This is a genomic window from Paenibacillus sp. FSL W8-0426 (assembly GCF_037969725.1).
GTDB lineage: Bacteria > Bacillota > Bacilli > Paenibacillales > Paenibacillaceae > Paenibacillus > Paenibacillus hubeiensis.
The window spans coordinates 5823624-5846386 of the sequence record NZ_CP150203.1; the positions used below are offsets into that span (position 1 = coordinate 5823624).

Annotated in this window: 20 protein-coding genes and 1 pseudogene; 6 read left to right on the top strand and 15 right to left on the bottom strand. The window is 46.4% G+C overall.

All coding sequences use genetic code 11. The features are described 5' to 3' along the window. Nucleotides 1-86: 86 nt before the first annotated feature. From MKY59_RS26325 to MKY59_RS26340, 4 genes are all read right to left on the bottom strand, one after another. Nucleotides 87-1724 (bottom strand): glycoside hydrolase family 43 protein, encoded by a 1638-nt coding sequence (locus MKY59_RS26325; protein ID WP_339274586.1) that lies wholly within the window; start codon nt 1722-1724, stop codon nt 87-89. 72 nt (nt 1725-1796) lie between these two features. Next, nucleotides 1797-3773 (bottom strand): YjhG/YagF family D-xylonate dehydratase, encoded by a 1977-nt coding sequence (locus MKY59_RS26330; protein WP_290371434.1) that lies wholly within the window; start codon nt 3771-3773, stop codon nt 1797-1799. Between the two features lie 17 nt (nt 3774-3790). Continuing rightward, complete coding sequence (gene gucD, locus MKY59_RS26335) at nt 3791-5257, bottom strand: alpha-ketoglutaric semialdehyde dehydrogenase GucD (RefSeq protein ID WP_236414764.1); 1467 nt, start codon at nt 5255-5257, stop codon at nt 3791-3793. Nucleotides 5258-5280: 23 nt separating this feature from the next. Continuing rightward, nucleotides 5281-6156, bottom strand: coding sequence for a fumarylacetoacetate hydrolase family protein (locus tag MKY59_RS26340; RefSeq protein ID WP_339274588.1), 876 nt, complete (start codon nt 6154-6156; stop codon nt 5281-5283). Nucleotides 6157-6325: 169 nt separating this feature from the next. On the opposite strand from MKY59_RS26340, the gene MKY59_RS26345 reads away from it, so the two are divergent. Continuing rightward, a complete protein-coding gene (locus MKY59_RS26345) occupies nt 6326-7240 on the top strand; it encodes an AraC family transcriptional regulator (protein ID WP_236414766.1) in 915 nt (304 codons plus the stop codon). Nucleotides 7241-7565: 325 nt separating this feature from the next. Here MKY59_RS26345 and MKY59_RS26350 read toward each other — a convergent pair whose 3' ends face one another. Together MKY59_RS26350 and MKY59_RS26355 are read right to left on the bottom strand one after the other, a co-directional pair. Then, nucleotides 7566-8669 (bottom strand): HAMP domain-containing sensor histidine kinase, encoded by a 1104-nt coding sequence (locus tag MKY59_RS26350; RefSeq protein WP_339274590.1) that lies wholly within the window; start codon nt 8667-8669, stop codon nt 7566-7568. Beyond that, complete coding sequence (locus MKY59_RS26355) at nt 8660-9379, bottom strand: response regulator transcription factor (RefSeq protein ID WP_339274592.1); 720 nt, start codon at nt 9377-9379, stop codon at nt 8660-8662. The genes MKY59_RS26350 and MKY59_RS26355 overlap by 10 nt, the downstream gene beginning before the upstream one ends. 183 nt (nt 9380-9562) lie before the next feature. Here MKY59_RS26355 and MKY59_RS26360 point away from each other — a divergent pair, with 183 nt between their 5' ends. Genes MKY59_RS26360 through MKY59_RS26370 form a run of 3 tightly spaced genes read left to right on the top strand, consistent with a single transcriptional unit; the run spans nt 9563 to nt 11887 of the window. Beyond that, nucleotides 9563-10294, top strand: a complete 732-nt coding sequence (locus MKY59_RS26360) for an ATP-binding cassette domain-containing protein (RefSeq protein ID WP_339274594.1) — start codon at nt 9563-9565, stop codon at nt 10292-10294. After that, nucleotides 10287-10985, top strand: a complete 699-nt coding sequence (locus tag MKY59_RS26365) for an ABC transporter permease (protein ID WP_339274596.1) — start codon at nt 10287-10289, stop codon at nt 10983-10985. Before MKY59_RS26360 ends, MKY59_RS26365 begins: the two co-directional genes overlap by 8 nt. Before the next feature lie 56 nt (nt 10986-11041). Further along, nucleotides 11042-11887, top strand: coding sequence for a DUF4097 family beta strand repeat-containing protein (locus MKY59_RS26370; protein ID WP_339274598.1), 846 nt, complete (start codon nt 11042-11044; stop codon nt 11885-11887). 29 nt (nt 11888-11916) lie between these two features. Here the strand turns inward: MKY59_RS26370 and MKY59_RS26375 are convergent, their stop codons facing one another. Next, on the bottom strand, nt 11917-12366 hold the full coding sequence (locus MKY59_RS26375) for a MerR family transcriptional regulator (RefSeq protein ID WP_339274600.1): 450 nt from the start codon (nt 12364-12366) through the stop codon (nt 11917-11919). Between the two features lie 172 nt (nt 12367-12538). On the opposite strand from MKY59_RS26375, the gene MKY59_RS26380 reads away from it, so the two are divergent. Continuing rightward, the gene (locus MKY59_RS26380) at nt 12539-13390 is read left to right on the top strand and encodes an aldo/keto reductase (RefSeq protein WP_339274601.1); all 852 of its coding nucleotides are present in this window, start codon (nt 12539-12541) and stop codon (nt 13388-13390) included. A gap of 105 nt (nt 13391-13495) precedes the next feature. Here MKY59_RS26380 and MKY59_RS26385 read toward each other — a convergent pair whose 3' ends face one another. The 4 genes from MKY59_RS26385 to MKY59_RS26400 all read right to left on the bottom strand — a co-directional run bounded on the left by MKY59_RS26385 (nt 13496) and on the right by MKY59_RS26400 (nt 17474). Continuing rightward, a complete protein-coding gene (locus tag MKY59_RS26385) occupies nt 13496-13951 on the bottom strand; it encodes a DinB family protein (RefSeq protein ID WP_339274602.1) in 456 nt (151 codons plus the stop codon). 24 nt (nt 13952-13975) lie between these two features. Beyond that, entirely contained in the window at nt 13976-14497 is a 522-nt protein-coding gene (locus MKY59_RS26390; protein WP_339274603.1) for a hypothetical protein, read from the bottom strand. Nucleotides 14498-15401: 904 nt separating this feature from the next. After that, nucleotides 15402-16031, bottom strand: coding sequence for a DapH/DapD/GlmU-related protein (locus MKY59_RS26395; RefSeq protein WP_236414783.1), 630 nt, complete (start codon nt 16029-16031; stop codon nt 15402-15404). 57 nt (nt 16032-16088) lie between these two features. After that, on the bottom strand, nt 16089-17474 hold the full coding sequence (locus MKY59_RS26400; RefSeq protein ID WP_339274604.1) for an MATE family efflux transporter: 1386 nt from the start codon (nt 17472-17474) through the stop codon (nt 16089-16091). 121 nt (nt 17475-17595) lie between these two features. Here MKY59_RS26400 and MKY59_RS26405 point away from each other — a divergent pair, with 121 nt between their 5' ends. Further along, the gene (locus tag MKY59_RS26405; RefSeq protein WP_339274605.1) at nt 17596-18486 is read left to right on the top strand and encodes an AraC family transcriptional regulator; all 891 of its coding nucleotides are present in this window, start codon (nt 17596-17598) and stop codon (nt 18484-18486) included. A 112-nt stretch (nt 18487-18598) separates the two neighbouring features. Here the strand turns inward: MKY59_RS26405 and MKY59_RS26410 are convergent, their stop codons facing one another. The 4 genes and pseudogenes from MKY59_RS26410 to MKY59_RS26425 all read right to left on the bottom strand — a co-directional run bounded on the left by MKY59_RS26410 (nt 18599) and on the right by MKY59_RS26425 (nt 22263). Further along, nucleotides 18599-19399 (bottom strand): Cof-type HAD-IIB family hydrolase, encoded by an 801-nt coding sequence (locus MKY59_RS26410; RefSeq protein ID WP_236414790.1) that lies wholly within the window; start codon nt 19397-19399, stop codon nt 18599-18601. Nucleotides 19400-19771: 372 nt separating this feature from the next. Beyond that, nucleotides 19772-20040 (bottom strand): annotated as a pseudogene (locus tag MKY59_RS26415) (GNAT family N-acetyltransferase); the annotation flags it as partial. A gap of 165 nt (nt 20041-20205) precedes the next feature. Then, nucleotides 20206-20943, bottom strand: coding sequence for a UMP kinase (gene pyrH / locus MKY59_RS26420; protein WP_339274606.1), 738 nt, complete (start codon nt 20941-20943; stop codon nt 20206-20208). 768 nt (nt 20944-21711) lie between these two features. Then, on the bottom strand, nt 21712-22263 hold the full coding sequence (locus MKY59_RS26425; protein ID WP_339274609.1) for a DinB family protein: 552 nt from the start codon (nt 22261-22263) through the stop codon (nt 21712-21714). Between the last annotated feature and the right edge of the window lie 500 nt (nt 22264-22763).

Sequence of the window (22763 nt, forward strand, 5' to 3'; positions counted from 1 at the left end):
ACCCCTAATGAACATAGGAGTCATCTGCCGATTACGAAGCAAGCTCAAGTTAATATTCCAAAAATGTATACAACAAGGAGGTTCGTTCAGATGTGAATCGAATTGGTCCCTTTTTCATCGGAGGCCGTTGGGTTGTTCGTTTCCTTGTAAACAAAGTAATCAAAATCAGCGTGTTTCCGGGTCCCGCCAAGATCCTGCGCACACAGACCGATATAGGTTCCCGTGAACCGGATGTATTCCGGGGATTCATCACACAGATGTGTGATATCCGTCCACCCGCCTGCCGGAACCCATGACGGATCATCGTCTAACGCATAGTAAAAGCAGGCACGATCATGATCGACCACGGTTTTTAAGCGAATCCGATGCCCCGATTTCAGTGGAATGTCCTCCTCCAAAACTTCATCATACACCCCGTATTTGGACTGAATGATGCCAAGGCACAACCCCTTGTCTTCATGATGCGTTACCCGTAGGTAGAGGTAATCCTGAGTATCGTAATACAGAATAAGTCCTGCCATTTGCTGCGGATGGTCCGGCGCGAATTCAAGGCACGTCTCGGCTTCGCACTCGAAAGCCTGCAACCTGCGGGCAAGCATGCTTTGTCTGTGCGTTGAACTCATCGATTCCATCCCATGCAAGCGTAAATAACCTGGACGTTCCGTCAGACTAAGCCATGTTGCATCCGGCGGGATGCGAAGTGTATTCCAATCGTGGCGAAGCTCGGCCTGATCAAAATGGTCCATCTCCCCTGGCGGTTCAAACGGGTGCGGCTTGATCATCGGTGCTGTAACCTGAAGCTCCGGATACCGATCCCCGCTTGCAAGCCTTAGCCATCCGTCATCACTCCAAGTACAACGCTGCAGAGCCGTCTCACGACCAAGGATGCAGTGTTTCTCCTGAACAGGTCTTCCCACTAGGTGCGCCATGTACCATTCGCCCGTGTGCGTCTCGACGAGACTGCCGTGACCCGCCTTTTGCAGCGGTAAATCCGTCCTGCCGTGTGAAGTGAGAATCGGATTAGCCGGATCAACCTCATAAGGACCTTGTAACGAACGAGAGCGGGCAACCGTAACGGCATGCTCGTATCCAGTTCCGCCTTCAGCTGTGATCAAATAATAGTATTCGTTGTGTTTATACAGATGAGGCGCTTCCGTCAGTCCCAGTTCCGTTCCCTTAAAAATGTTAACCGCGGGTCCGACCAGCTTTTGTTCCTGAAACGAATATTCCTGCAGCACGATGCCTGCAAACCGGTTTTTGCCTTTGCGGTGATCCCAGATCATATTGACCAGCCACTTGCGTCCATCTTCGTCATGAAACAAGGAAGGATCAAAGCCACTGCTGTTCAAATATACCGGATCGGACCAAGGGCCCTCAATCTCCGTTGCTGTTACAAGATAATTATGAGTATCTTTAAAAGCGCCTATCCGGCTCTTCACATCGGTGTATATCAGATAAAACACGCCATTATCGTAGCTGAGACAAGGGGCCCATACGCCTCCCGAATTAATATTTCCCTCCATGTTCAACTGAGCCATGCGAGTCAACGGAGCAGCCATCGCGCGCCAATGAACCAGATCCCTGGAGTGGTGAATGCGTACACCCGGGAACCACTCGAAGGTAGACGTAGCGATATAATAATCTTCCCCAGCCCGGCATATGGAGGGATCAGGATGAAAACCGGGGAGAACGGGATTGGTAATCCTATTTTTGATCGTATTCATTAAAGAAACCTCCGGTAAGTAAATGGTAACTGTACAAAACAGGTAAGAACATGATGCCAGAGTTGCTTGGTTTCAGTGCCACCCCAGCGCTTTTTTGCCAGCCTCCAGAGCCGTTATGATCCGTTCGACATCGTACACATTGCCTCTCCACGTACCACCGCTGACGGATTGCAGTGCTGCCCACAATCGTGTATCCTCCGGCAGCGCTTCATCTGGCCGCATATCCGGATGAAAAGGCCGCTGTGCCAGGATGAGTGCTCCTTCTTCGGGGGAAACCTCCATGCCTTCTTCTCCGACAAAATTAATGCTTCCATCCAGGGTGCTTCGATCCACCACAATGTCAATCAAGTCACCGTTCCGCAGCTTGCCGATCGGCCCGCCGGCCAGAGCTTCGGGACCAACATGCCCAATACACGCACCGGTGGACACACCGGAGAACCGGGCATCGGTAATGAGTGACACGTATTTTCCAAAGGACAGATGCTTGAGCGCAGACGTAAGCTGATAGGTCTCCTCCATCCCGGTCCCGGAGGGTCCCCGTCCAAGTAGAACGATGATGTCCCCTGCCCGAATTCCGCCTGTTTTGATCGCCCGGATCGCTTCACGTTCCGTTGTAAACACCTTTGCTGTACCCCGATGACGATATACCCCGTGCTCATCCAGTACATCCGGGTCGATGGAGGTGGATTTGATAACCGAGCCTTCGGGGGCAATATTGCCGGTCGGGAATGTCACGGTGGAGGAAATCCCGAGACGCTGCGAGTGTTCTGCACTCATGATGACGCTGTCCGGATCAATGCCGTCCTTCTCCTTCAATTGTTTCCGCATGACATGGCGGCGTTCTGACGATTCCCACCAATCCAGCACTTGCCCCAAAGATGTGCCGCTTACTGTCGGAACAGACTCATCAAGTAAACCAAGCTGCCTGAGGTGAAGCATGACCTCGGGGACACCTCCGGCCTGGAAAACACGAATAGTCGGGTAAAAGATGGGGCCGTTCGGCAGAGCACTCACCAGTCTCGGAACATTCTTGTTGACCTGAATCCAGTCCTGAACGCCGGGCAGCGTTAAACCAGCCGCATGAGCGATCGCCGGGATGTGAAGAAGCAGATTGGTAGATCCGCCGAACGCGGCATGTACAATCATTGCATTGCGAATCGATGCATCTGTGACAATGTCCGCCATCTTCATCCCTTGGGTCTCCATATGGATGAGTGCACGCGAGGATTGCCGTGCCATCTCGATCCAGATCGGCTGCCCCGAAGGAGCCAGAGCGGCATGAGGCACCGTCATGCCCATGGCCTCGGCTACCACCTGGGCTGTTGCCGCTGTCCCCAGGAACTGACAGCCGCCGCCCGGTGTAGCGCAAGCCCGGCATCCCAATTCCGATGCCATTTCCAGCGAAAGCTCACCATTGGCGTACCTTGCGCCGATGGTTTGAATTTTACCCGCGTCTTCTCCGTTCGTAGGCGGAAGGGTAACGCCGCCGGGAACGATCACTCCTGGCAGCTGCGGCATACCCGCAAGAGCAAGCATCATGGCGGGCAGTCCCTTATCACAAGTTGCAACGCCGAGCACGCCTTTTCGCGTGGGCAGGGATCGAATCAATCTGCGGAATACGATAGCGGCATCGTTCCGGTACGGCAGCGAGTCGAACATGCCGGCTGTTCCTTGCGACCTGCCGTCGCAAGGATCGCTGACATAGCCGGCAAACGGGATTCCGCCGCGGCTGGACAGTTCTTCTGCCGCCGCCTTCATCAGCAGACCAACCTCCCAGTGCCCCGTATGATAACCGAGAGCAGCAGGACTGCCATCCTCGTTTCGAATACCGCCTTGCGTACTCAGGATCAGAAACTGTTTTCCGTTTAATTCTCCAGGCTTCCAGCCCATTCCAACATTCTGGGACATGCCGAACAAGTCGCCGCTTGGAGCATTTCGCAGCAAATCGTCGGTCAAAGGCAGACGTCCTGCAGCCCCTGGAGCATGAGCTGTAATCCCGAAGAAGTCGGACTCCTTCTCCCCCATAATCGACATGATCTGTTCGTACATGATACCCTCCCCGCAGTTTATGACTTCACGAAGACGGTTTTGATGGCGGTGAAAAATTCGATAGCCGCTTGTCCTTGCTCTCTGGAATGCGAACTGGACATTTTCATCCCGCCAAACGGAGCCTGCAGCTCTACACCGGCCGTTTCCGCATTGATTCTTACAAGTCCGGCATCCATATCCCGGATGAACGAAAGCATAGCCCCGACATTTTGTGTGTAGATCGAAGCACTTAAACCATAATCACTGTCATTTGCCGACGCTATAGCCTCTTCAAGGGAATCCACCGGAATCAAGGCCAGTACCGGGCCGAATATTTCTTCCCGGGCAATGGACATATGTGATTCGACACCTTCAAACACGGTCGGCTCGACATAGAATCCTTCTGCAAGCTCAGGACTGTCCGGTCTTTTTCCCCCAGCGAGCAGTACTGCACCTTCATCCTGTCCTTTTTGAATATAGCTCAGTACGGTGTTGAGCTGTCCTTCGCTTGCACATGGCCCCATCCAGCTGCCGGCAGACATGCCGTCGCCCAACCGGATTTCTTGTATCTGCGACAGAAGCTTTTCTTTGAAAGCATCATAAACTTTGCGTTCAATAATAACGCGGCTGGTGGCCGTGCATTTTTGACCCGTTGATTTCAGGCCGCCGCTGATCGTTCCCTCTACAGCGAGATCCAGATCAGCGTCGGCTGCAATGATGATCGGGTTTTTGCCGCCCATTTCAAGCTGGTACTTGGCTCCACGAGCAAGTGCTGCGGCGCCGACCCGCTTTCCGACTTCATTGGAGCCTGTAAACGTTATGCCGTTCACATCCGGATGCTCGGCAAGTGCGGAACCGATTACCGAGCCTTTGCCGCACACGAGATTGAGAACCCCGGCCGGAATGCCGGCTTCCTCAAAACATTCCATTATTTTGGCTGCCGTAACCGCCGTTTCCTGGGCCGGCTTCAATACAACCGTGTTGCCATAGATCAAAGCAGGTGCCGTTTTCCAGATGGGAATAGCCACCGGGAAGTTCCATGGCGCAATTACGCCGACTACGCCAAGCGGTACACGGGTCGTGAACATTAATGCTTCGCTATCCGTCGACGGAATCACATCACCCGTTTTGCGCATGCCTTCCCCTGCGTAATACCTCAAGATGGCGACGCCGCGCATCGTCTCTCCTTTGGCTTCAGGGAACGTTTTCCCCATTTCTCTCGTCATGGCTTCCGCCACCTCGTCGGCCCGGCGTTCCAGCACGTTTGCTGCCTGAAAAAGATAATTGCCCCGTTCTGCGCCGGTTAATCTCCGCCAGGTCTTCGCAGCCGCTTTTGCCGCTGCCACAGCATCGTTCAGATCCTCTACGCCGGAGACAGGCACATGCCCTACGATTTCTTTTCGATTCGCCGGATTCATGCTGGGTTCCGTCTTTCCGGACGCTGCCTTCACCCATTCTCCGTTAATAAAATTGTTATAGGTCTGCTCTAACTGAAAAACGCTCATCGCCTTCATCCTCCTTAAGTCAACTAGTTTGAAATGACAGGATTAACGAGAGTCCCAATCCCGCTTATGGATATTTCAATACGGTCTCCGGATTCAAGCGTAAAATCATTGGGCGGTACAATATTGGTACCTGTCAGTAGAACCGTGCCGTCAAACAAATCGTTGTCTCTTGCTAAAAAGGAAACCAGTTCATCCAGCTTTCGGTTTAATTCACTTGTACTGGCCTCACTCTTCACCACCAATTCCCCATCGCGGAATATTTCGCAGACGATGTTAAGGTCATAAGGATTCCGGACCGTTTCCGCCAGACGAATCGCCGGACCGATCGAGCAGGAACTGCGCCATATTTTGGCCTGCGGCAGATAGAGCGGGTTATCCCCTTCAATGTCCCGGCAGCTCATGTCATTGCCCACGATGTATCCCGCAATGGTGCCATCTGCGGCAAGCACCAGTCCGAGCTCTGGCTCCGGGATCTGCCAAGTGGAATCGCTGCGAAGGGTAACCGCTTCATTCGGTCCAACGGTGCGGGCTGCTGTGGATTTGAAGAAGATCTCGGGACGTTCTGCATCATATACCTTGTCGTAAAAGGTGTTCGCATCCAGCTTGCCATCCGTTGCTTCATAGTTTCGCGCTTCCCTGCTCCGCTGATAAGTTACACCCGCCGCCCATACTTCCGGAGCTTCCACGGGTGTGATCAGGTGCAGGGAAGTCCAGTCGCCGCTCAGCTCGTTCAGCGGTTTAAAAGCGCTTTCAACCAGTTGAACCGGAGAAATTCCCCGCTCCCTTGCTTGATAGATCAGCGTCATGAAATCTGCTTGCGGCAAACGATAGGCTTTTTCATCATCCGTAACTGCTGCCAGCCACTTCTGTTGTCCATCCAGAAATCGAATAATTCTCATTCATGCTTGCCCCCATTCTCCCCTTCGGGGTGATAACACTACCATAGCATCAGCTAAGATTCATGACGATGTGCTAATCACTCCGACGACTTACCCTTTTCACGCATTTTTTTTCTGTTAATATGAATTTATCAGTATTTGGAATACAGAGCATTAAGAGGAGGTTGCTGTGACCAAAATCCCGGAAGCCATGTATTTAGGCCGTCTACCCGATGTTCGCATGTCTTTTCAGTTACTGGGGCTGCATGCAAGAAAAGTAGATTCCAACTGGACGTATCCATCCCATGAGCATTCCATGTATGAAATCCACTGGATGTTGAACGGTCAGATGGACATGGTGGTTAACGGACAGTTGTACAGTCAGTCTGCTGGAGACCTTCTGTTCATCCGCCCCGGCATGACCCATTCCTGCACCGGTGCCGGACCGCAGGGCTTCTCTTACTTTTCCGTTCATTTCAGCGTACATGATATCTCCTTTTGCAGAGAGCTCAACCGGTCCAAGGACATTTATTATCCGGCAGATTCGAATTTAGCCCTGGGACTTTCCTCTTCACTGTGTACGCTGTATGATCTGGCCACGGAGCACTTATCCATCCCGCTGTCTTCCTCCAAACAAATGAAGGTGCATGCTGCCGTATTCGAATTGCTCGGCTCCCTGGTCGGCCAGTTATCTCAGAACGCATCCGTGACCTTATCCAGAAAAGAAGCCATCGCCCATCAAATCGCTGAGCACATTGAGGATTCCGTTAGATATATCCATCTTCATGGTGAAATCCGGGATAGCGAGCGAACCTGGATCCAGGACATTGCCAAGTCGCTGAACATTAGTCCGTCGCAGGTCAATCGAATTTTTCGGCAGGTATATGGCACAGCACCGCGCAAGTTTCTATCAGAAACCCTTCTGAACGAAGCCCAGCGGCTGTTAAAGCAAACCGACCTGAGCATTGACCACATTGCGATGATGTTAGGATATAAGACCAATGCGCATTTCAGCAGGCAGTTCAAGCGGTGGACAGGCATTGCGCCAAGCGAATTTCGCAGCCATTCCCAGCAGGCTCCAGCAGCCGACCATCCTGATCATTGAAGAATCCGCTCATATCAACGGAGAGCTGTACGAAACACGTCTCCGTATAAGATACTCAGGCCCCCACGTAGGGCATTACAAAAATCACATCGAAATATGCACTGCGGATGTTCAAATGAAATAGCAGCTGCTGGCGTCCAGCAGCTGCTATTTCATTACGTAGGTCGAACCTGCTAAGCCGTTAATTCCAAGGTAAATGAAGCCAATCTCGCGCCTTCTGTAAGTAATACACGTTCTCCCCTTTTCCTTCAAAAGGCCCCCATTCAAGCCGCAGGAAGCCATTTTCCGCCTGAAGAATAGTTCCGTCCACGTTAAAAAAGATCCGTTAGTGTGGATTTGATTTCAACAATCGAATGGTAAACGAGGTCCCTTGTGAGAGTTCACTTTTAACCGTGATCGTGCCGTTATGGGCTTGAATCAGCTTATAGACGATGGCCATGCCCAATCCCGTGCCCTCGGAAGCAGCATCCGTCGTAGTGCCGCGGAAATATTGCTGGAATACATGTTCTACCGTATGGGGCGGCATGCCTACGCCGTTGTCTGCAATGCGAATCGTCGCATGCTCTCCTGTTTCCTCGATCTCGACGTAGATATCCGTATGTTCCGGGTTATGGATGATGGAGTTCATCATAATATTTTGCAGGATACGCTGCATGTATTTCATGTCAAAATCGACGTGAATGACCGACGGATCTGCTTGAAAATGCAAGCGGTAGCTGCTTGCTTGCGGAGTATTGCTGATATCCGCAACTGCCCTTTTGGTAAATTCGACGATATCCTGCATCGTCTTCTGCAGTGGCAGCGCGCCTTCAGCGCTATGGAGCTGTGTGACGAGGCTTAAATCTTGTATCAATTCCTCCATATGCTTCCCTTTGCCGTCCATTTCCCGGATGAACGACATCGCCTCTTCCTTCGACCACTCGTATTGCTCATTTAATAAGAGAGCCGAATATCCTCTGATATAGGTCAAGGGTGTTTTCAAATCATGGGATATCCCCGCAATCCATTCCTGCTTGGCTTGTTCGATCCGGTTTCTCTCCACTTCGTTTGCTTGCAAGATACTGCCCAAGGATTGAAGCTGCTGGAGCACCTCCTTATACAAGCGGTACCGCATGCGTAATTTTCCGGTTCGGTTATATATGTTCGCCATATTGCCGGGCTCCATGTAGTTGTCCCGCGAGAGCTGCTGAATCCAGGACATAAGGAAGCCGATCGGACCGCCGAAATACCAGCCGAACAAAGCGATGCATAGCAGCGTGCTAACCCCGAAAATCCCCCCTACGATAAGACCCTCATCATCCATATTGATGTGAAAACCAAGCGAGGGAAGAAGGCCTTCCACAATAATAGCAATAGATATCCCCGTACCCAGAAGCCACAGCACGAGCCCTAATGCCAAGTGAATCGTGAATCGAGTTTTTATTCGCATAGCCGTACCTCATTCGGGGGGATGAATTTATAACCGATTCCTCTTAAATTCACGATGATTTTGGGTTTTCGGGTATCGTCGCCGAGCTTCTTGCGCAGCTTGGAAATATGAATCGTAACCGTTTTTTCTTCTCCGAACACATCATTTCCCCATACCAACTCGTATAGCTGGCCCGTCGTAAAGATATGATTGGGGTGCTTGCAGAAGAAATGAAGAAGGTCCAGCTCCTTCGCTGTGCAATCGACGGTTTGGCCCTTCACGGTTAACGTGGCCGACTCCGGATGAAATGAGAAGTACCCGTAATCGTACGCCGTGTTTTGTTGGTATGCACGTTTCAGGATCTTTTCCCGGCGAAGGATCGCCTTGATTCGGGCAACGACCTCCAACGGATTAAAAGGTTTGGTGATATAATCGTCTCCGCCGATCCCGAGCCCCGTTAATTTGTCGAAGTCGGTGGAGCGGGCGCTTATGAAAATAATCGGTGCATTCGTATGTTTTCGAATCTCCGTACAGAGCTCAAAGCCGCTTAGATCCGGGAGCATGATATCCAGCAAAATCATATCATACGTCTTTTCTCTGACGCGCTGCAACGCGTCTCTGCCCGATGTTGCCGTGTCCATATGCGTGAAATTCTCTTTCCGAAGCGTGATCTCCAGCAGCTTCAAAATGCCGATTTCATCATCGACGGCCAGTATGGATGCAGATTCCATGTTGATCTTCCCTCATTTCAAACGTGTCCTGAATATTCACTTTCTATCTTACTCCATTTACATTTTCAGGAGGTTGATTCAAGTAAAATGTTACGTGTTTTTTCCGTACCGTTTACTTTATTTTTACTTTCATTCCCTAAGCTTAGTGTTGCACATCCATAAATGATCGGGAGGAACTCAGGAATGGAAGCCATCATTCAAATCCATCAAGTCAGTAAGACGTTCCAGGGCACAGATACCATTAAGAACGTAAATATGAGCATCAGCAGAGGAGAAATTTACGGTTTTTTAGGTCCGAACGGGGCAGGAAAAACAACGATTATGAAAATGATATTAAATTTGGTCAAACCCTCTTCCGGTGAAATCCGGGTATTCAATCAGATCGTTACGCCAACGTCCCATCAATACTTAAAAAGAATCGGCAGCATCATTGAATATCCCGTATTTTACGATCGGCTGACGGCGGAAACCAATTTGGAGTTTCATTGCAGGTACATGGACTACAGCGATAAGCCTGCGATCAAGGACGCGCTGGAGATCGTAGGTCTGCAAGGAGTAGGGAAGAAAAAAATCCATGAATTCTCGCTGGGCATGAAACAACGGTTAGGCATTGCACGTGCGATCGTGACGAAGCCGGATATTCTCATCCTCGACGAACCGATCAACGGCCTTGATCCGATCGGGATTAAAGAAATGCGGGAGCTTCTGCTGTTATTAAAGGAAAAATACAAAACAACCATTTTAATTTCGAGTCATATTGTGTCGGAAATCGAATCGGTCGCCGATACGGTTGGCATTATTCATCAAGGCACTTTTTTACAAGAAGTCAAGATGGAAGACATCCGAAAACAACATGCGGGATCGTTAGAAGAGTATTTCATCAATCTCATTCATGGGGGCCAACGTTATGCTTAAACTTATCCAACTCGAATGGCAAAAAAACAATCTATCTCACGATCTTAAAGGGGTCGTCATTTGCATGGTGGCCATTTACGCTGCCGTTGTCCTTATGACGTTAGGTACCCAGGGCGAGAGCGAACCTATGGATTATGCTGAATTTATGTCTTTAACGGATATTTTAATCCGGATCACCTTTATCATTTTCGCAAGCGTGATTTTGTCGCGTTTAGTGATTGAAGAATATAAGAGCAAGATGATCCAAGTGTTGTTCACCTACCCGCAGCAGCGAAAAAAAATAATGCAAGCCAAGTTATTGATCGTGTATGTATTCTGTTTCTTCAGCATCCTTGTAACGACGTTGATGATTAATCTGTTAACGTACTTCCTGAATCCGGTAATAGGGTTATTTGATGCACCGGTTCGTCTTGATGAAATGGCAGCTACCCTTCCGTCAACGCTGCTAAACGCCTTTATGATCGCAGGAATCAGCCTGATTCCGCTAATTTTTGGCATGAGAAAAAAGTCGACGGCTTCCACCATTACATCCGCTGTCATCATTGGATTTCTGGTTAACGCCACGGTGTCTGACGGAGGAAGCTCGTCCAGCCTGTTCCAATTCATTGCCATTCCGATCACACTCTGTCTGCTTGGTCTTCTCCTCGGCTATCTTTCTTTTTACAACATCGATCAAAACGACGTGGCCTAATAATGTGCTCCGTACATAAGGGGAGGGAATAGAGCATGGGAAAAATGCTAACCGCTTTGCTTGTCCTGATGGCCATTGGTGTGCTGGTAAGTGGCTGCCAAGGAATAGGAAAAGCAAGTTATCACCATGAAACATCCTTTGAGGCAAAACGCATAGAAGAAATTGAAGTTCATAATGATTCTTGGGATATCGAGTTCCAGCATACAGATTCCCCGAACATCATCGTCATTTGCGATGGAAAGCAGTTGGACGGAAAGAGCGATCCGGTAACGATTAATCAGGATGGGAACAAAATGATCATCACCCAGCAAGATCAAGGAGGAATCACAGGGGGATTTTCATTAGGCAAAAATGGCACGATCTATATCTCCATTCCCGATCATGAAATCGATACGATTACACTCAACAACGACGCAGGCGATATTAAGATGAAGGACATAGCGACCCAAAACATTTTCCTTACCAACAATTCAGGCTCTGAGCATATTGAAGGACTTTCCGCAGACAAGGGAGAGTTCACATCCAAGGATGGGGAATTCACGCTGAAAGACAGCTCACTAAACGAATCAAAGGTAACTTCCGGCAGCGGCGACAGCTCCCTGACCCGTGTAACCAGTCATGATATGACCATCACTTCAACGGCCGGGGAAGTATCCGTCACGGAGGTTGAGGAAGGAAAATGGCTGCACGTAGAAACAAACTCCGGAGATATCACCGTAGCTTATACTACACCTCCTGCTTCATTAAAGCTGATGGCAAGCAGTGACTCGGCGGATATCCGTGTTGGCTTTGATGGCTTTATGGAGCAGCAGAACACGGAAAAATCGATAGAGGGCACGATTGGGAATGGATCTAATACACTGGAGCTTGTCAGCCATGCAGGAACGATAACCGTAAAATAATTCAATACCGGTTACCTTACGAATATTTCTCAAGCCTTTCGAACGGAGGGCGAGTAAAATACGTCACTATGCATATGCTTGATTTTGTCCCAGTTGCCGGGATTCATCGTGTCTGGAGAGCGGTGCTCCAAAATGGCCTGATACAGGTCGGTTTTTTGTTCCAGATGAGCAACGTGCAATTTGGCTTCTTCAAGCTTGGCGATTGCTTCCTCTTTGTGCTTCATCATGAGTGCGTAGCGCTGCGGGAGGGTCGAATCCCCTTCAAGACAGAGGTCGACGTACCTTTTAATGACCTCAATCGGCATCCCGGATTGCTTGAGGCATTTGATGCCATGCAGCCAGTTGATCGATTCTTCGTCAAACATGCGAATGTTGTGTTGATTGCGCTGTACGCTTGGCACCAGACCTTTATCCGTGTAAAAACGTACTGCATGCTCGGTGAGTCCCGTTATGAGGGCGGCTTCTTTGACCGTATGCATGTGAAACCCTCCTTGAAAAATAAATGTATGAAGACACTTGCCTTCGTGTAACACGAAGGTGGTAGGTTTATTGTAATGCAAATCGACCGTAAGCGGAAGGCGAGCTGAGATACCCGATTTCCGAGTTTCGTGGCCGTTTGCGTTTTACAATTAAACACTAGGAGGAATTACAATGCAAACTGTAACATTGAACAATGGCGTGAAAATGCCGATCATCGGCTTTGGTGTCTACCAAATTCCGGATGCGGAAGAATGCGAAAACGCCGTATACGAAGCGCTGGTGGCCGGTTACCGCTTGATTGATACCGCTGCCGGTTATCTGAATGAGGAAGCGGTCGGACGCGCGATCAAGCGCAGCGGCGTGCCGCGTGAGGAGCTGTTCATCACGACCAAGCTCTGGGTTCAGGATGCCGGATACGAGAGTGCCAAGCTGGCTTTTGCCAAATCCCTGAAGAAGCTGCAGCTCGACTATCTCGATCTCTACCTTATTCACCAGCCGTTCGGCGATTACTACGGCGCTTGGCGTGCAATGGAAGACCTGTACCGCGAAGGCAAGATCAAGGCGATCGGTGTCAGCAACTTCCTGCCCGACCGTCTGATGGACCTCATTGTGCATAATGAAATCGTGCCCGCCATCAACCAGATCGAAACGCACCCGTTCTATCAGCAAATCGAGAGTGCCGCTTTTATGAAAGAACAGGGAGTACAACACCAGTCGTGGGCGCCGTTCGCGGAAGGGCTCAACAACATGTTCAGCAACGAAGTGCTGGCATCAATCGCGACAAAACATAATAAGTCCGTCGCCCAGGTCGTGTTGCGTTGGCTTGTTCAGCGTGAAGTCGTTGTCATTCCAAAATCGGTGAAAAAAGAGCGGATCATCGAAAACTTCGACATTTTCGATTTTGAGTTAAGCGCGGACGATATTGAACAAATCGCGGCCCTCGATACGCGGGAAAGTCTTTTCTTATCGTACCGCGATCCGGAAGTCGCCAAGATGATGGGCAACTGGAGAGTGGATCTGTAAACCATGATCGAATCCTAAACTTATCACGTGTTTTTCCTTATCTAGTGAAAAAGGACAGGTCGGTCTGAGTTGACCCCTGTCCTTATTTACTTAAAGCCCGCCCTGTTAAAGCCTCGCGAACGTGATGTAATCGACTTGGACCGGCTCTGCCGATTCGCTTCGAAGTGCCCGGTTGATCTGTCCCCGGTGATATTGCCCATGCAGGATAACCTGCGACAGGATGTCCCGGACGGATGATCGGAACGGCAACCCGCTCTGGTTCGCATAGTCGATCATCTCATCCAACTCGGATTCCTCGAGCCCTTCGATATAGACGCGATATTGCGCGGCATTTTCTTCGAACATCGTCCGGATTGCCGTCAGGTCTTCCGTTTCCTCCCAGAGCGAATATGAAGCGCTGCCCTTGCCCTGCAATCGGGATAACCAAACTCGTTCCGCGACCGCGACGTGCCTAACCAGCTTCAGAAGGTCTTTGTTCTTCGTCCCACTCTCTTCGAGCGCGTCCAGGATGCGTCCGTCCGCCCAGTACAGATGGTCCATCATACACTTGATCGTCTTCATTTCGGCTTCCCCCTCTTCGTTTCATCAACTGGAACCTGCTGGGACCCATTCGTTTAATGGATTCTCGGTTGAAGCATGACCTGAGTGGCTTCCGCCATTCATCATTCGGCAATCATACTGTTCTCCCATTTTCAATTCAAAATAGCTGTGATTGTTAGAAGTTGGAGGTGTCTCAGTCACATCCCAATCCATACTAAAAGTCACTACACTAGCATTACTATACTGCCTTATTGAGTTTACAGTATAAAAGCAGTTCCCTTCTTCGACTGATTTTAGCAGGGGGATATGTTTTCTAAAATCCGACGGTTCAACCATGGGCTTAAAATGCTCTTCACTGCTAAAAGTTCCAAAAACGGCTTTCAGAAAGTCCTCGTAAAGTTCAAACGTTTCAGCCCATTTAGAGATATATTCAAAGGGCGGGAAACCAGGATTGTTGTTGGATAGCTGCTTACGGAGTTTCAATAATTCACAAATTTGTTCATCAATATTATAAATTCGCTCGTCATAATGCTCCACTGGGCGTTCAAAAGGCATCCGTTTCAACATGGATCTCCCCTTTACATGGGTTCAATTACAGGAAAAACGACCAGCCCGCGTCTGGTTATAGGTGTTCCGTTAGCGCAACGCTAAATGGGATTAAATCAAAAGTAAAACTACACAAGAAAAGATACAGCTTAATACGGCAATGAAACTATGAAGACAACTACATGAGATTTTTTCCAGTAGAATTCTTTGTTTCTTTTGAATGAAGTACGAGTAAATGAACACAGTAATCACAAGGGGCAAATATAAATAGAGATCCGGCCCATCACTACTCGGCAAGACTTTATTAATATATCCACCTATAGTTTCGTCAATTAACATACATCCGTATATAACTCCGATTATCCCTGAAACAAAAAACTGAGCTGCTACCTGAACTAGATTGTTCTTTAAGAAAAGAGGAACCAGTTTCCGGTAGAGGTCATTGATCATAATATATTTGGATCCTCCCCCATTTTTTAAGATTGCCCTTCTATATTTTACCACATGGTTCCGATTCGCGCAGATCGCTTCATTTTAGCAATTCCACGTGATAACGCCACACGTCGAAACGATCCTGCCCGTTAACGTTAAATGAACAAAGCAGCCGATCACAATGATCGGCTGCTACTTGCTCTTACTGTGCTATTTTTCCCGTTAGCATAATGACCTTGCTGATTAAACGATTGGCCATTCTAGCATTTTGCTACGTTTTATTTGCTAATCATGCACTTTTATCAATGTGACACCTTGTGCTGATCATTATGATAGGCATCTTCATTAAAGTAATGTTCAAACTGCTTTTCCATTTTATTCGCTACCAATTGGGTGTGGCGTGAATGCACAATGGCTCTAATGACAAAATAAAGGGAGACTATTGTAATCATGAAATAAATGATTTCCATCGAAAAACTCCTCTCTGGAAGGTTTACCATTCAACCTGATCAAAACGCATATCTTTATAGTAGAACTCTTTATCATGATCCGTAATCTCCCGAAGAACTCTGCATGGATTTCCAACAGCGATTACATTCGCAGGAATATCCTTGGTTACCACGCTGCCGGCACCAATTACACTCCCTTTGCCAATGGTGACTCCTGGTACAATAATCGCTCCGCTTCCGATCCACACCCCATCCTCGATGACCACGGGTAATGCAAACATCCCGCCCTCTTTGCGCTTTTCTGGATGTACAGGATGATTCGTTACAGCAATCGTAACATTCGGGCCAAACATGACATCGTTACCGATGGTAACTTTATAGTCGTCAACCACGGTGAGATTGAAATTGATATATACATTATTTCCTACGGTTGTATTTGAACCGTACGACATGCGAATGGGCGGCTCCAACCATACATGTTCTCCAATGCTTCCAAAAAGTTGTTTCATTAACGTTTTGCGTTTTTCAACATCATCCGGATGCAAATGGTTAATTTCATAGCATAACGCCTTACCACGCTGGCGTGCTTTGGCCAACGCTTCAGCCTCTTTCGGATAATTGGCATCATCATCGGTGAATAATTGTTTGCAAGCCATTCGTTCCTGGATATTCATTCGAAATTTCTCCTTTGTATATAAATTTAGATTCAATTGCATAAGTCTTGGTTATGATCAGGTTTTTGCAAAGTTTCTGGTAAGATTGTTCAGCCACTTAAACTGTCGGTATCGTATAAAAGCAATGGGTAATTTAATCACCTCGTCTAAGCTGATGACGATATACAAAAGGATCGGTGGTACATGCCAAACAAAAGCACATAGGTAACTAAGCGGCAGAATAATGAACCACATAACAACCGTGTCACACCATAATCCAAATTTAGAATCCCCACCAGCTGTGAATATGCCCGCGATCGTTGTGGAGTTTATCGATTTGGCTATACAATAATAAGCCCCAATGTACAGCATGCCATCTAGGTAACTTTGAGCCGTTGGATTCAAATTGACGATGGAATATATCAATGGTTTAATGAACAGAATCGTGCAGCCTGCAATGACTCCAAATATCAAAGCATAAAAACACATTTTGTTGCCCGCATGCTTTGCTTTCTCGATTTCACCCTGCCCCAAATACTTTCCAACAAGTACAGAACCCCCAGTAGCAATGCCTCCACAGAGTACAACGGCTAGATTTTTAACTACAGACGCTATGGAATTTGCAGCTACCATATCGGAGTTCACATGGCCAATAATGGCAGCAGTCGCGGTAAGAGCTCCTCCCCAAACGATATAATTCCCCTGTACAGGCAGCGTATATTTCAAGAAATCTTTTAATAAATTCCGTTGAATGCCGTCATATATGGGCATCATACAAAAACGAATGGGGCCCTTGGTGATGGAGTGAAACATACAACATGCGAGTTCAACAACCCGTGCCAAAACCGTGGCAAGAGCTACGGCTGAAATGGCCAGTTCGGGCCTGGACGGGAACAAAACAAAAAGGCAAATGGCATTCAACAAAATGTTTAAAATCAAACATAAGGAACTAATCCATGCACTAAGTTTTGCATTTTCCATACTTCTAATCACACTGAGATACATCTGGGATATTCCCATCACAAGATAAGAAAAGGAATTCATTTTCAAAAATCTTGAGCCGTATTGAATCAGTTCTGCATCATTGGTGAATAAACGCAAAAGTGTATCCGGAAAAAAGAAGGAAGATAAACCAAACAAAATAGAGACACAAAGGGAGAACATGCAAGCGATGTTAAAAATGCGCTGTATGGTTGAAGTATCCTTCTTCCCCCAGTATTGCGCAGTGAGGATACTTGCCCCCGCTGATATCCCCATGTAAAACAAGGTTAATGCAAAGGTAATTTGCCCTGCGAGTGATACCGCTGACATTGCAGATTGGCTAATCATACCCAGCATAAGTACATCAACGGATATGACGGTTGCCGATATTAAATTTTGTAATGCAATGGGAATGACAAGCGTCATTAACTCCCGATCAAAATCACGATGGCCAGTTCCTTTGAGTCGTATGCGGTTTACCACCTATATCCTGTCCTCTCCGCTGATCTTCACAATATAAGGATAGGATATTATCATTGTTGTTTCCATTAACATTGGCTATAATTTTATAAAAATCGTATATTTCTAAAGGATGGTCTCTTTGATGACAAATTTAGAGGTGTTTTCTGATTTATCGGAACGTTTGAATTATAATCTTCCTGATTTACCGCTCTATGTCCGAAAGGGAAGCCTGCATCAATTTAACAATTATGCTGCAGTCGCGCATTGGCATTTGGACATCGAGTTTATCTACGTATTGCAAGGATCGATGGATTTCTCTGTCAACGGAAAGATCACTCGATTGCATCAAGGGGATGGGCTTTTTGTGAATAGCCAGCGTTTGCATTTCGGTTATTCTCTTGCAGACCATAACGATTGTTTATTCCTTGTCGTCGTCGTTCATCCCTCGATCCTTGGCGAGAAGACTTCATTTATTCAAACATACTGGGGGGAAAAGTTTAGTTTAACGATGGCTGATTTTGTTGTGCTTACCGATCAGGTTGATTGGCAGCAAAGCATATTACGGTCCATTCAAGAAATCTATCAGGAAATGCACAAGGACCATGCTCCTCCCAATCCACTTCGTCTGGCATCACAAGCTTTATCTTTGTGTGCAGCAATAGGGGACCATTTGCAGCCCATTTCTGGGCAACCTGGAGTATTGACGCATGTCCAAGAAATGACTCGTTTCATTCATCAAAATTATGATCAAAAAATAACTCTCGAGGACATCGCCTCCGCAGGAGCTGTTTGCCGAAGCCGCTGCTGCACATTATTTAACAAGTATGTGGGCCAGACGCCGGGCAACTATGTCACTCAATATCGCCTTCAAAAAAGCTGCGAAATGTTAAAAGAAACCCGAAGATCCATAAGTGAAATTGCACTTGCCTGCGGTTTTCAAAGTGCTAGTTATTTTTCGTCCATTTTCCGTAAACAGATGGGCATGGTTCCGCAAAACTATCGAAAACAAGTTGCGAATATCGACTTAACGTGAATCAAGGTAATAGGGGGCACCCTTGAAGATGTTATTTCTTTAGCTAAAACAAAAAAAGACGGGACAATTATGGCCCCGTCAAGTCAATGCAATACCAATGGATAAGAAAGGATCACTGCAAGTCCAGTAATTTTTGAACCGTGAGAAGAACACCGTTTTCTTCGTTTGACTTCGTAATGAAGCTCGCTGCCTTTTTCGTATTTTCACAAGCATTACTCACTGCAAAACTGTATTTTGCGATGGCCATAAGCTCCACGTCATTCTCTCCATCACCAAATGACATGGTTTCCTCGTAGGTGACGCCCAACATTTCTTGCAGTTTCTTCACTGTCTCACCTTTATGCGTATGCAATGCCGTAATATCCAGCCATCTGGCTTCCGAATCAACGATGTAAATTTGTCCACCCAACGTATTCTCCACATGCGCTCTTAATGCTGTACTTCGCCCCTCCGTATCGAAGACCGTAATTTTGATAAAACGGGTATCTATGTTTGCAAAGGAATCTGTTTTCACTACACGTTCATAAGAGCCTTTAACCACTTTGTACATATCTTCTGAAATGGAAGAATGAACGTAAGCAGCGTCGCTTGCACAGACGATCAGGGTCATGTTGTTGTCAAAGTCTTGAATTCGATCAATCGCCTGTAGGGCGAGATCCCGATCAATACTAAATTCTTTAACCACTTGGCCATCTTTTTTAATTCGAGCAGCACTGTCACCCAGGATCCAAACGCCTTTGCCATGCTCGTCAAACAATTTCTCAACACGTTCACATTGTTTGCCGGTACATGCGACAAATGTGACTCCTTTTTGCTGCATCTCTGCATAAACTGTTTTGAAAAGCTCGACATCGTACAGACCTTCATTGTTCAGAAATGTTCCGTCTAAATCCGTGACTACAAGTTTAATCATTGTATTCGCCTCCTGTGAAATTTCATAAAATACTTTTTCAGACACTTTATAATAGTAATTTAAAAAGTATCTAAAAAAATCATAACGACTTGGTAACATGCTTATCTATGTTCTACTCGCTACAAAACAAGATTAAAATATGTAACTGGTTTCATGTCAATAAATGAATTGCAGAAATGTTTTCCTTTATCCATGAACGCAACTGATCGGCATCGAAAGCGCGTTCATCTGGATCGGACGGAGAACCTTTATCCCCCAAATACAACAAAATGGCATTCGTACCCTTCGGGCTGATGTGAAAATGATGCTGTCACCGTTCTCATTCAATTCCTTTTTCCTTTCATGTTCGAATTGCTGTCGTTTCCCGCTAGTTTAATAGCTTGGTAAGAAAAATTCCAATGGTTGTGTATCAAGTAATAGACATTCAGCATCTTGATAGCCTAGCTTTCTATAGAAATGTTGAGCGCCTTCATCAGCCTGGGTGGATGTCATGACCACGTTGAAGCCCTTTTGTTCCATTTGCTCCTCCCAGAAGAGAACAACTTTACTCCCTGCACCTTTGACCCGAAACGGTTCTTCGATCCAAATCATGTTCATAACGGTATGTTGTCCCAAAAATAACCATACTTCATTCATCCGATGTTACTTCCATCCAGGTTTCTTATGATATTGGATTTATTGAATTATTGTTTCCCGTTAGCGTAACAAAATCCCACTCCATGGTCGAGTGGGATTTTGAATAGAACTTCTCTTTTGTGGAAATATCATTCCGCTAAATCAAGGGAGAGTAGTATTTCTAGCATACTTCATTCCAACTCTAAAATTGATTCGCCACTAATTATCGTACCATTATTCTTACCCTCACAGATTTCTTTCATCGAACCTGGTTTATTGAAGTTAAACACATGCATTGGCAAATTGTAGTCTCTTGCCAAAATGAAAGCTGATTGGTCCATTACCTTTAAGTTGTGTTCTAAAACGTCGTTGTAATGGAGCGAACGAAATTTCTTTGCATTTTTATCAAATTTAGGGTCTGCATTAAGAACACCATCAACACCTTGCTTTGCAACTAATAAAGCGTCACAATTAACCTCGATGGCTCTTTGTACTGAAGGATAGTCTGTTGTAACGTAAGGTTGACCGTTCCCTCCTGCAAAAATTACAATATAGCCTTTTTCTAGATGGTGAATTGCTTTTAGACGGATGTATGGTTCTGCAACTGAAGTAATAGGAATAGCGGTCATTACCCGTACTTCCTTTTTGGTCTTGGCTTTAAGAACTCCACGAAGCATTAAACTATTTACTACAGTCGCAAGTGTTCCAATGTTGTCAGCTTCTGCCCTTTCTATCCCCCAGCTTTCCGCCATATTACCTCGAAAAATATTACCCCCACCAATAACTAATGATACTTCAACTCCTAAGTTTACTATTGACATAATTTCATCAGCGATATGGTCCAATCTTTCCGGCTCAAAACCAAATTCAGAATTTCCGGCGACTGCTCCGCCACTTAGCTTAACGAGAACTCTTTTATACCTTGACAATTATTACACCCCCATAAAATAAAAACACTAAAGCAATAAATGCTCTAGTGTCCTAATGGAATGGAAATATGAAATTACACAAGCCGACTGAATATAAGTCTTACGCTTCCACCTCATACCCCCACCCCTTCCATGTTTTTCCGTTAAGTAATTTTACATTACGTGAGGCTTAATTGCAATTACCGTCAATATTAAATCTGTAAGCAATTTCAATAAGTTATAGAATGATTTACGATGATCCGTATCAAAGAGCTACCTTGCCACTATACTGCCCGTTAACTTAATAAACTTCCTCTGTCACTGGGAACCAAGTAATTATTACAACATTACAACTACTCTTACTTAGTGAACACTCCTTCAAAGCTCATACATAACTTGAAGCTGGATTTTACGTTAGGTGAAGCATTCTGGACTGAGAGTCAAATCGATCAGATTCATGGAAAAATCGCAATATTCACTTTTGTTGTCTGGGACATTCTCCACGCTATCGTAGGGATCGGCGCAGCGATCATATTGCTGTTTATTGGCCCCTTGATTGGTCTATTGTTTCACCCAATCCATAGTTTCATTAATTTCCTGCCGACAGTGTGGCAACTTGCGGTTACCACCTGGCATGGGGTAAGCAACTTGATTAACTTGTTCAAATAACAAAGCGTTTACAGATGCCACCATCCCCAATCTATAGCTAACCAACAGCACAGCAACCTTCAACGGTTGCTATCTTGCTATCTTTGCTTTTGGCTCTAGGGTCTTGCTGTACGTTTTGTCTTATTCATGACCTTCATTCATTTTCAAGTCATTTTTTAGTCGCTCCAGCTGCAAAAGATGATGTCTGTAGTGCATTTCGATTAACATAAACCACTCTTTAGCGTTTAATTCACCGAGTCTCGGGTGAGGAACTTTCTTATGATCGGGAGCTTGGTACAGATCAGGTTCCTTACTTTTCATACGCTCCATTACACGGTTAAGACCATCAGTCAGCTGCTCTTTATTCTGCGGCTGCTGTGGGGTGTATTGCGGCGAAGCAGGTACCCGTATCCGAACTTGCGGGAAGCTCCCTAGTTTGAATACCGCCTTCCCCTCCTCCGTTTTCTCTCCAACGGTACTCCATGAAAAATCATGATCTGCTAAACATTGGTCAACATTCTTCAAATGCATAAATAGCGCGGATTGAATCAAATGCATGTACATTTGCCCGACGGACCATTCCTCCTCACACCTTTTATGGAGCAATTGCTCCATATCGAGGTTATTTAACTCGCTTAAATACTGACCGATCGTCTCTTCAAGCGATTGCAATACTTTCTCTGTTTCTCTCATTTTTCGAACAACTCCTCTTCTTGTTTTGCTATACCTTCATCATAAAAAAACGCTGCTGACAACAGTGTGTCAGTAGCGTTTTGTCATTTTTTTGCCCCTTCTTGATCCCGATCACATAGTATGAGACTACTGCTTTTAATAGCTAATTCGAGATTAACATCATCAACCCGCTCCCCGCCCAAAGTAAGTACCCGGCTTGAATAATTATATATAATACTTTTTCCATAAGCGTTAGTTTTCTTTGTCTTTTAACCTTTCGTAATTGCAGATAAGAAATGAAGGAACCAATGAGTAATAGAATCACTGCCACTTGATTAAGCGTATCTAATACCGTTATGATATTTCATTCCCTTCACAGTTATAAAATGAGTTAAAACCAAGAGTAATCACCCTCCGTTGCCAATCCACCTGTATTTAATAGCAGTGCCCATAATGATAAAAGACTTTTCATGGCTTATCCCCTTCATATTTGGCTGCTGCAATTAGAACGGAATGGGTTA

Excerpts from the sequence above, each read along its gene's own strand:
- gucD (WP_236414764.1), bottom strand. The coding sequence starts at position 5,257 with ATGAGCGTTTTTCAGTTAGAGCAGACCTATAACAATTTTATTAACGGA.
- MKY59_RS26365 (WP_339274596.1), top strand. The coding sequence starts at position 10,287 with ATGCTTAAACTTATCCAACTCGAATGGCAAAAAAACAATCTATCTCAC.
- MKY59_RS26380 (WP_339274601.1), top strand. The coding sequence starts at position 12,539 with ATGCAAACTGTAACATTGAACAATGGCGTGAAAATGCCGATCATCGGC.
- MKY59_RS26340 (WP_339274588.1), bottom strand. The coding sequence starts at position 6,156 with ATGAGAATTATTCGATTTCTGGATGGACAACAGAAGTGGCTGGCAGCA.
- MKY59_RS26410 (WP_236414790.1), bottom strand. The coding sequence starts at position 19,399 with ATGATTAAACTTGTAGTCACGGATTTAGACGGAACATTTCTGAACAAT.
- MKY59_RS26325 (WP_339274586.1), bottom strand. The coding sequence starts at position 1,724 with ATGAATACGATCAAAAATAGGATTACCAATCCCGTTCTCCCCGGTTTT.
- MKY59_RS26395 (WP_236414783.1), bottom strand. The coding sequence starts at position 16,031 with ATGAATATCCAGGAACGAATGGCTTGCAAACAATTATTCACCGATGAT.
- MKY59_RS26355 (WP_339274592.1), bottom strand. The coding sequence starts at position 9,379 with ATGGAATCTGCATCCATACTGGCCGTCGATGATGAAATCGGCATTTTG.
- MKY59_RS26360 (WP_339274594.1), top strand. The coding sequence starts at position 9,563 with ATGGAAGCCATCATTCAAATCCATCAAGTCAGTAAGACGTTCCAGGGC.
- MKY59_RS26350 (WP_339274590.1), bottom strand. The coding sequence starts at position 8,669 with ATGCGAATAAAAACTCGATTCACGATTCACTTGGCATTAGGGCTCGTG.
- MKY59_RS26390 (WP_339274603.1), bottom strand. The coding sequence starts at position 14,497 with ATGTTGAAACGGATGCCTTTTGAACGCCCAGTGGAGCATTATGACGAG.
- MKY59_RS26375 (WP_339274600.1), bottom strand. The coding sequence starts at position 12,366 with ATGCATACGGTCAAAGAAGCCGCCCTCATAACGGGACTCACCGAGCAT.
- MKY59_RS26385 (WP_339274602.1), bottom strand. The coding sequence starts at position 13,951 with ATGAAGACGATCAAGTGTATGATGGACCATCTGTACTGGGCGGACGGA.
- MKY59_RS26405 (WP_339274605.1), top strand. The coding sequence starts at position 17,596 with ATGACAAATTTAGAGGTGTTTTCTGATTTATCGGAACGTTTGAATTAT.
- MKY59_RS26425 (WP_339274609.1), bottom strand. The coding sequence starts at position 22,263 with ATGAGAGAAACAGAGAAAGTATTGCAATCGCTTGAAGAGACGATCGGT.
- MKY59_RS26330 (WP_290371434.1), bottom strand. The coding sequence starts at position 3,773 with ATGTACGAACAGATCATGTCGATTATGGGGGAGAAGGAGTCCGACTTC.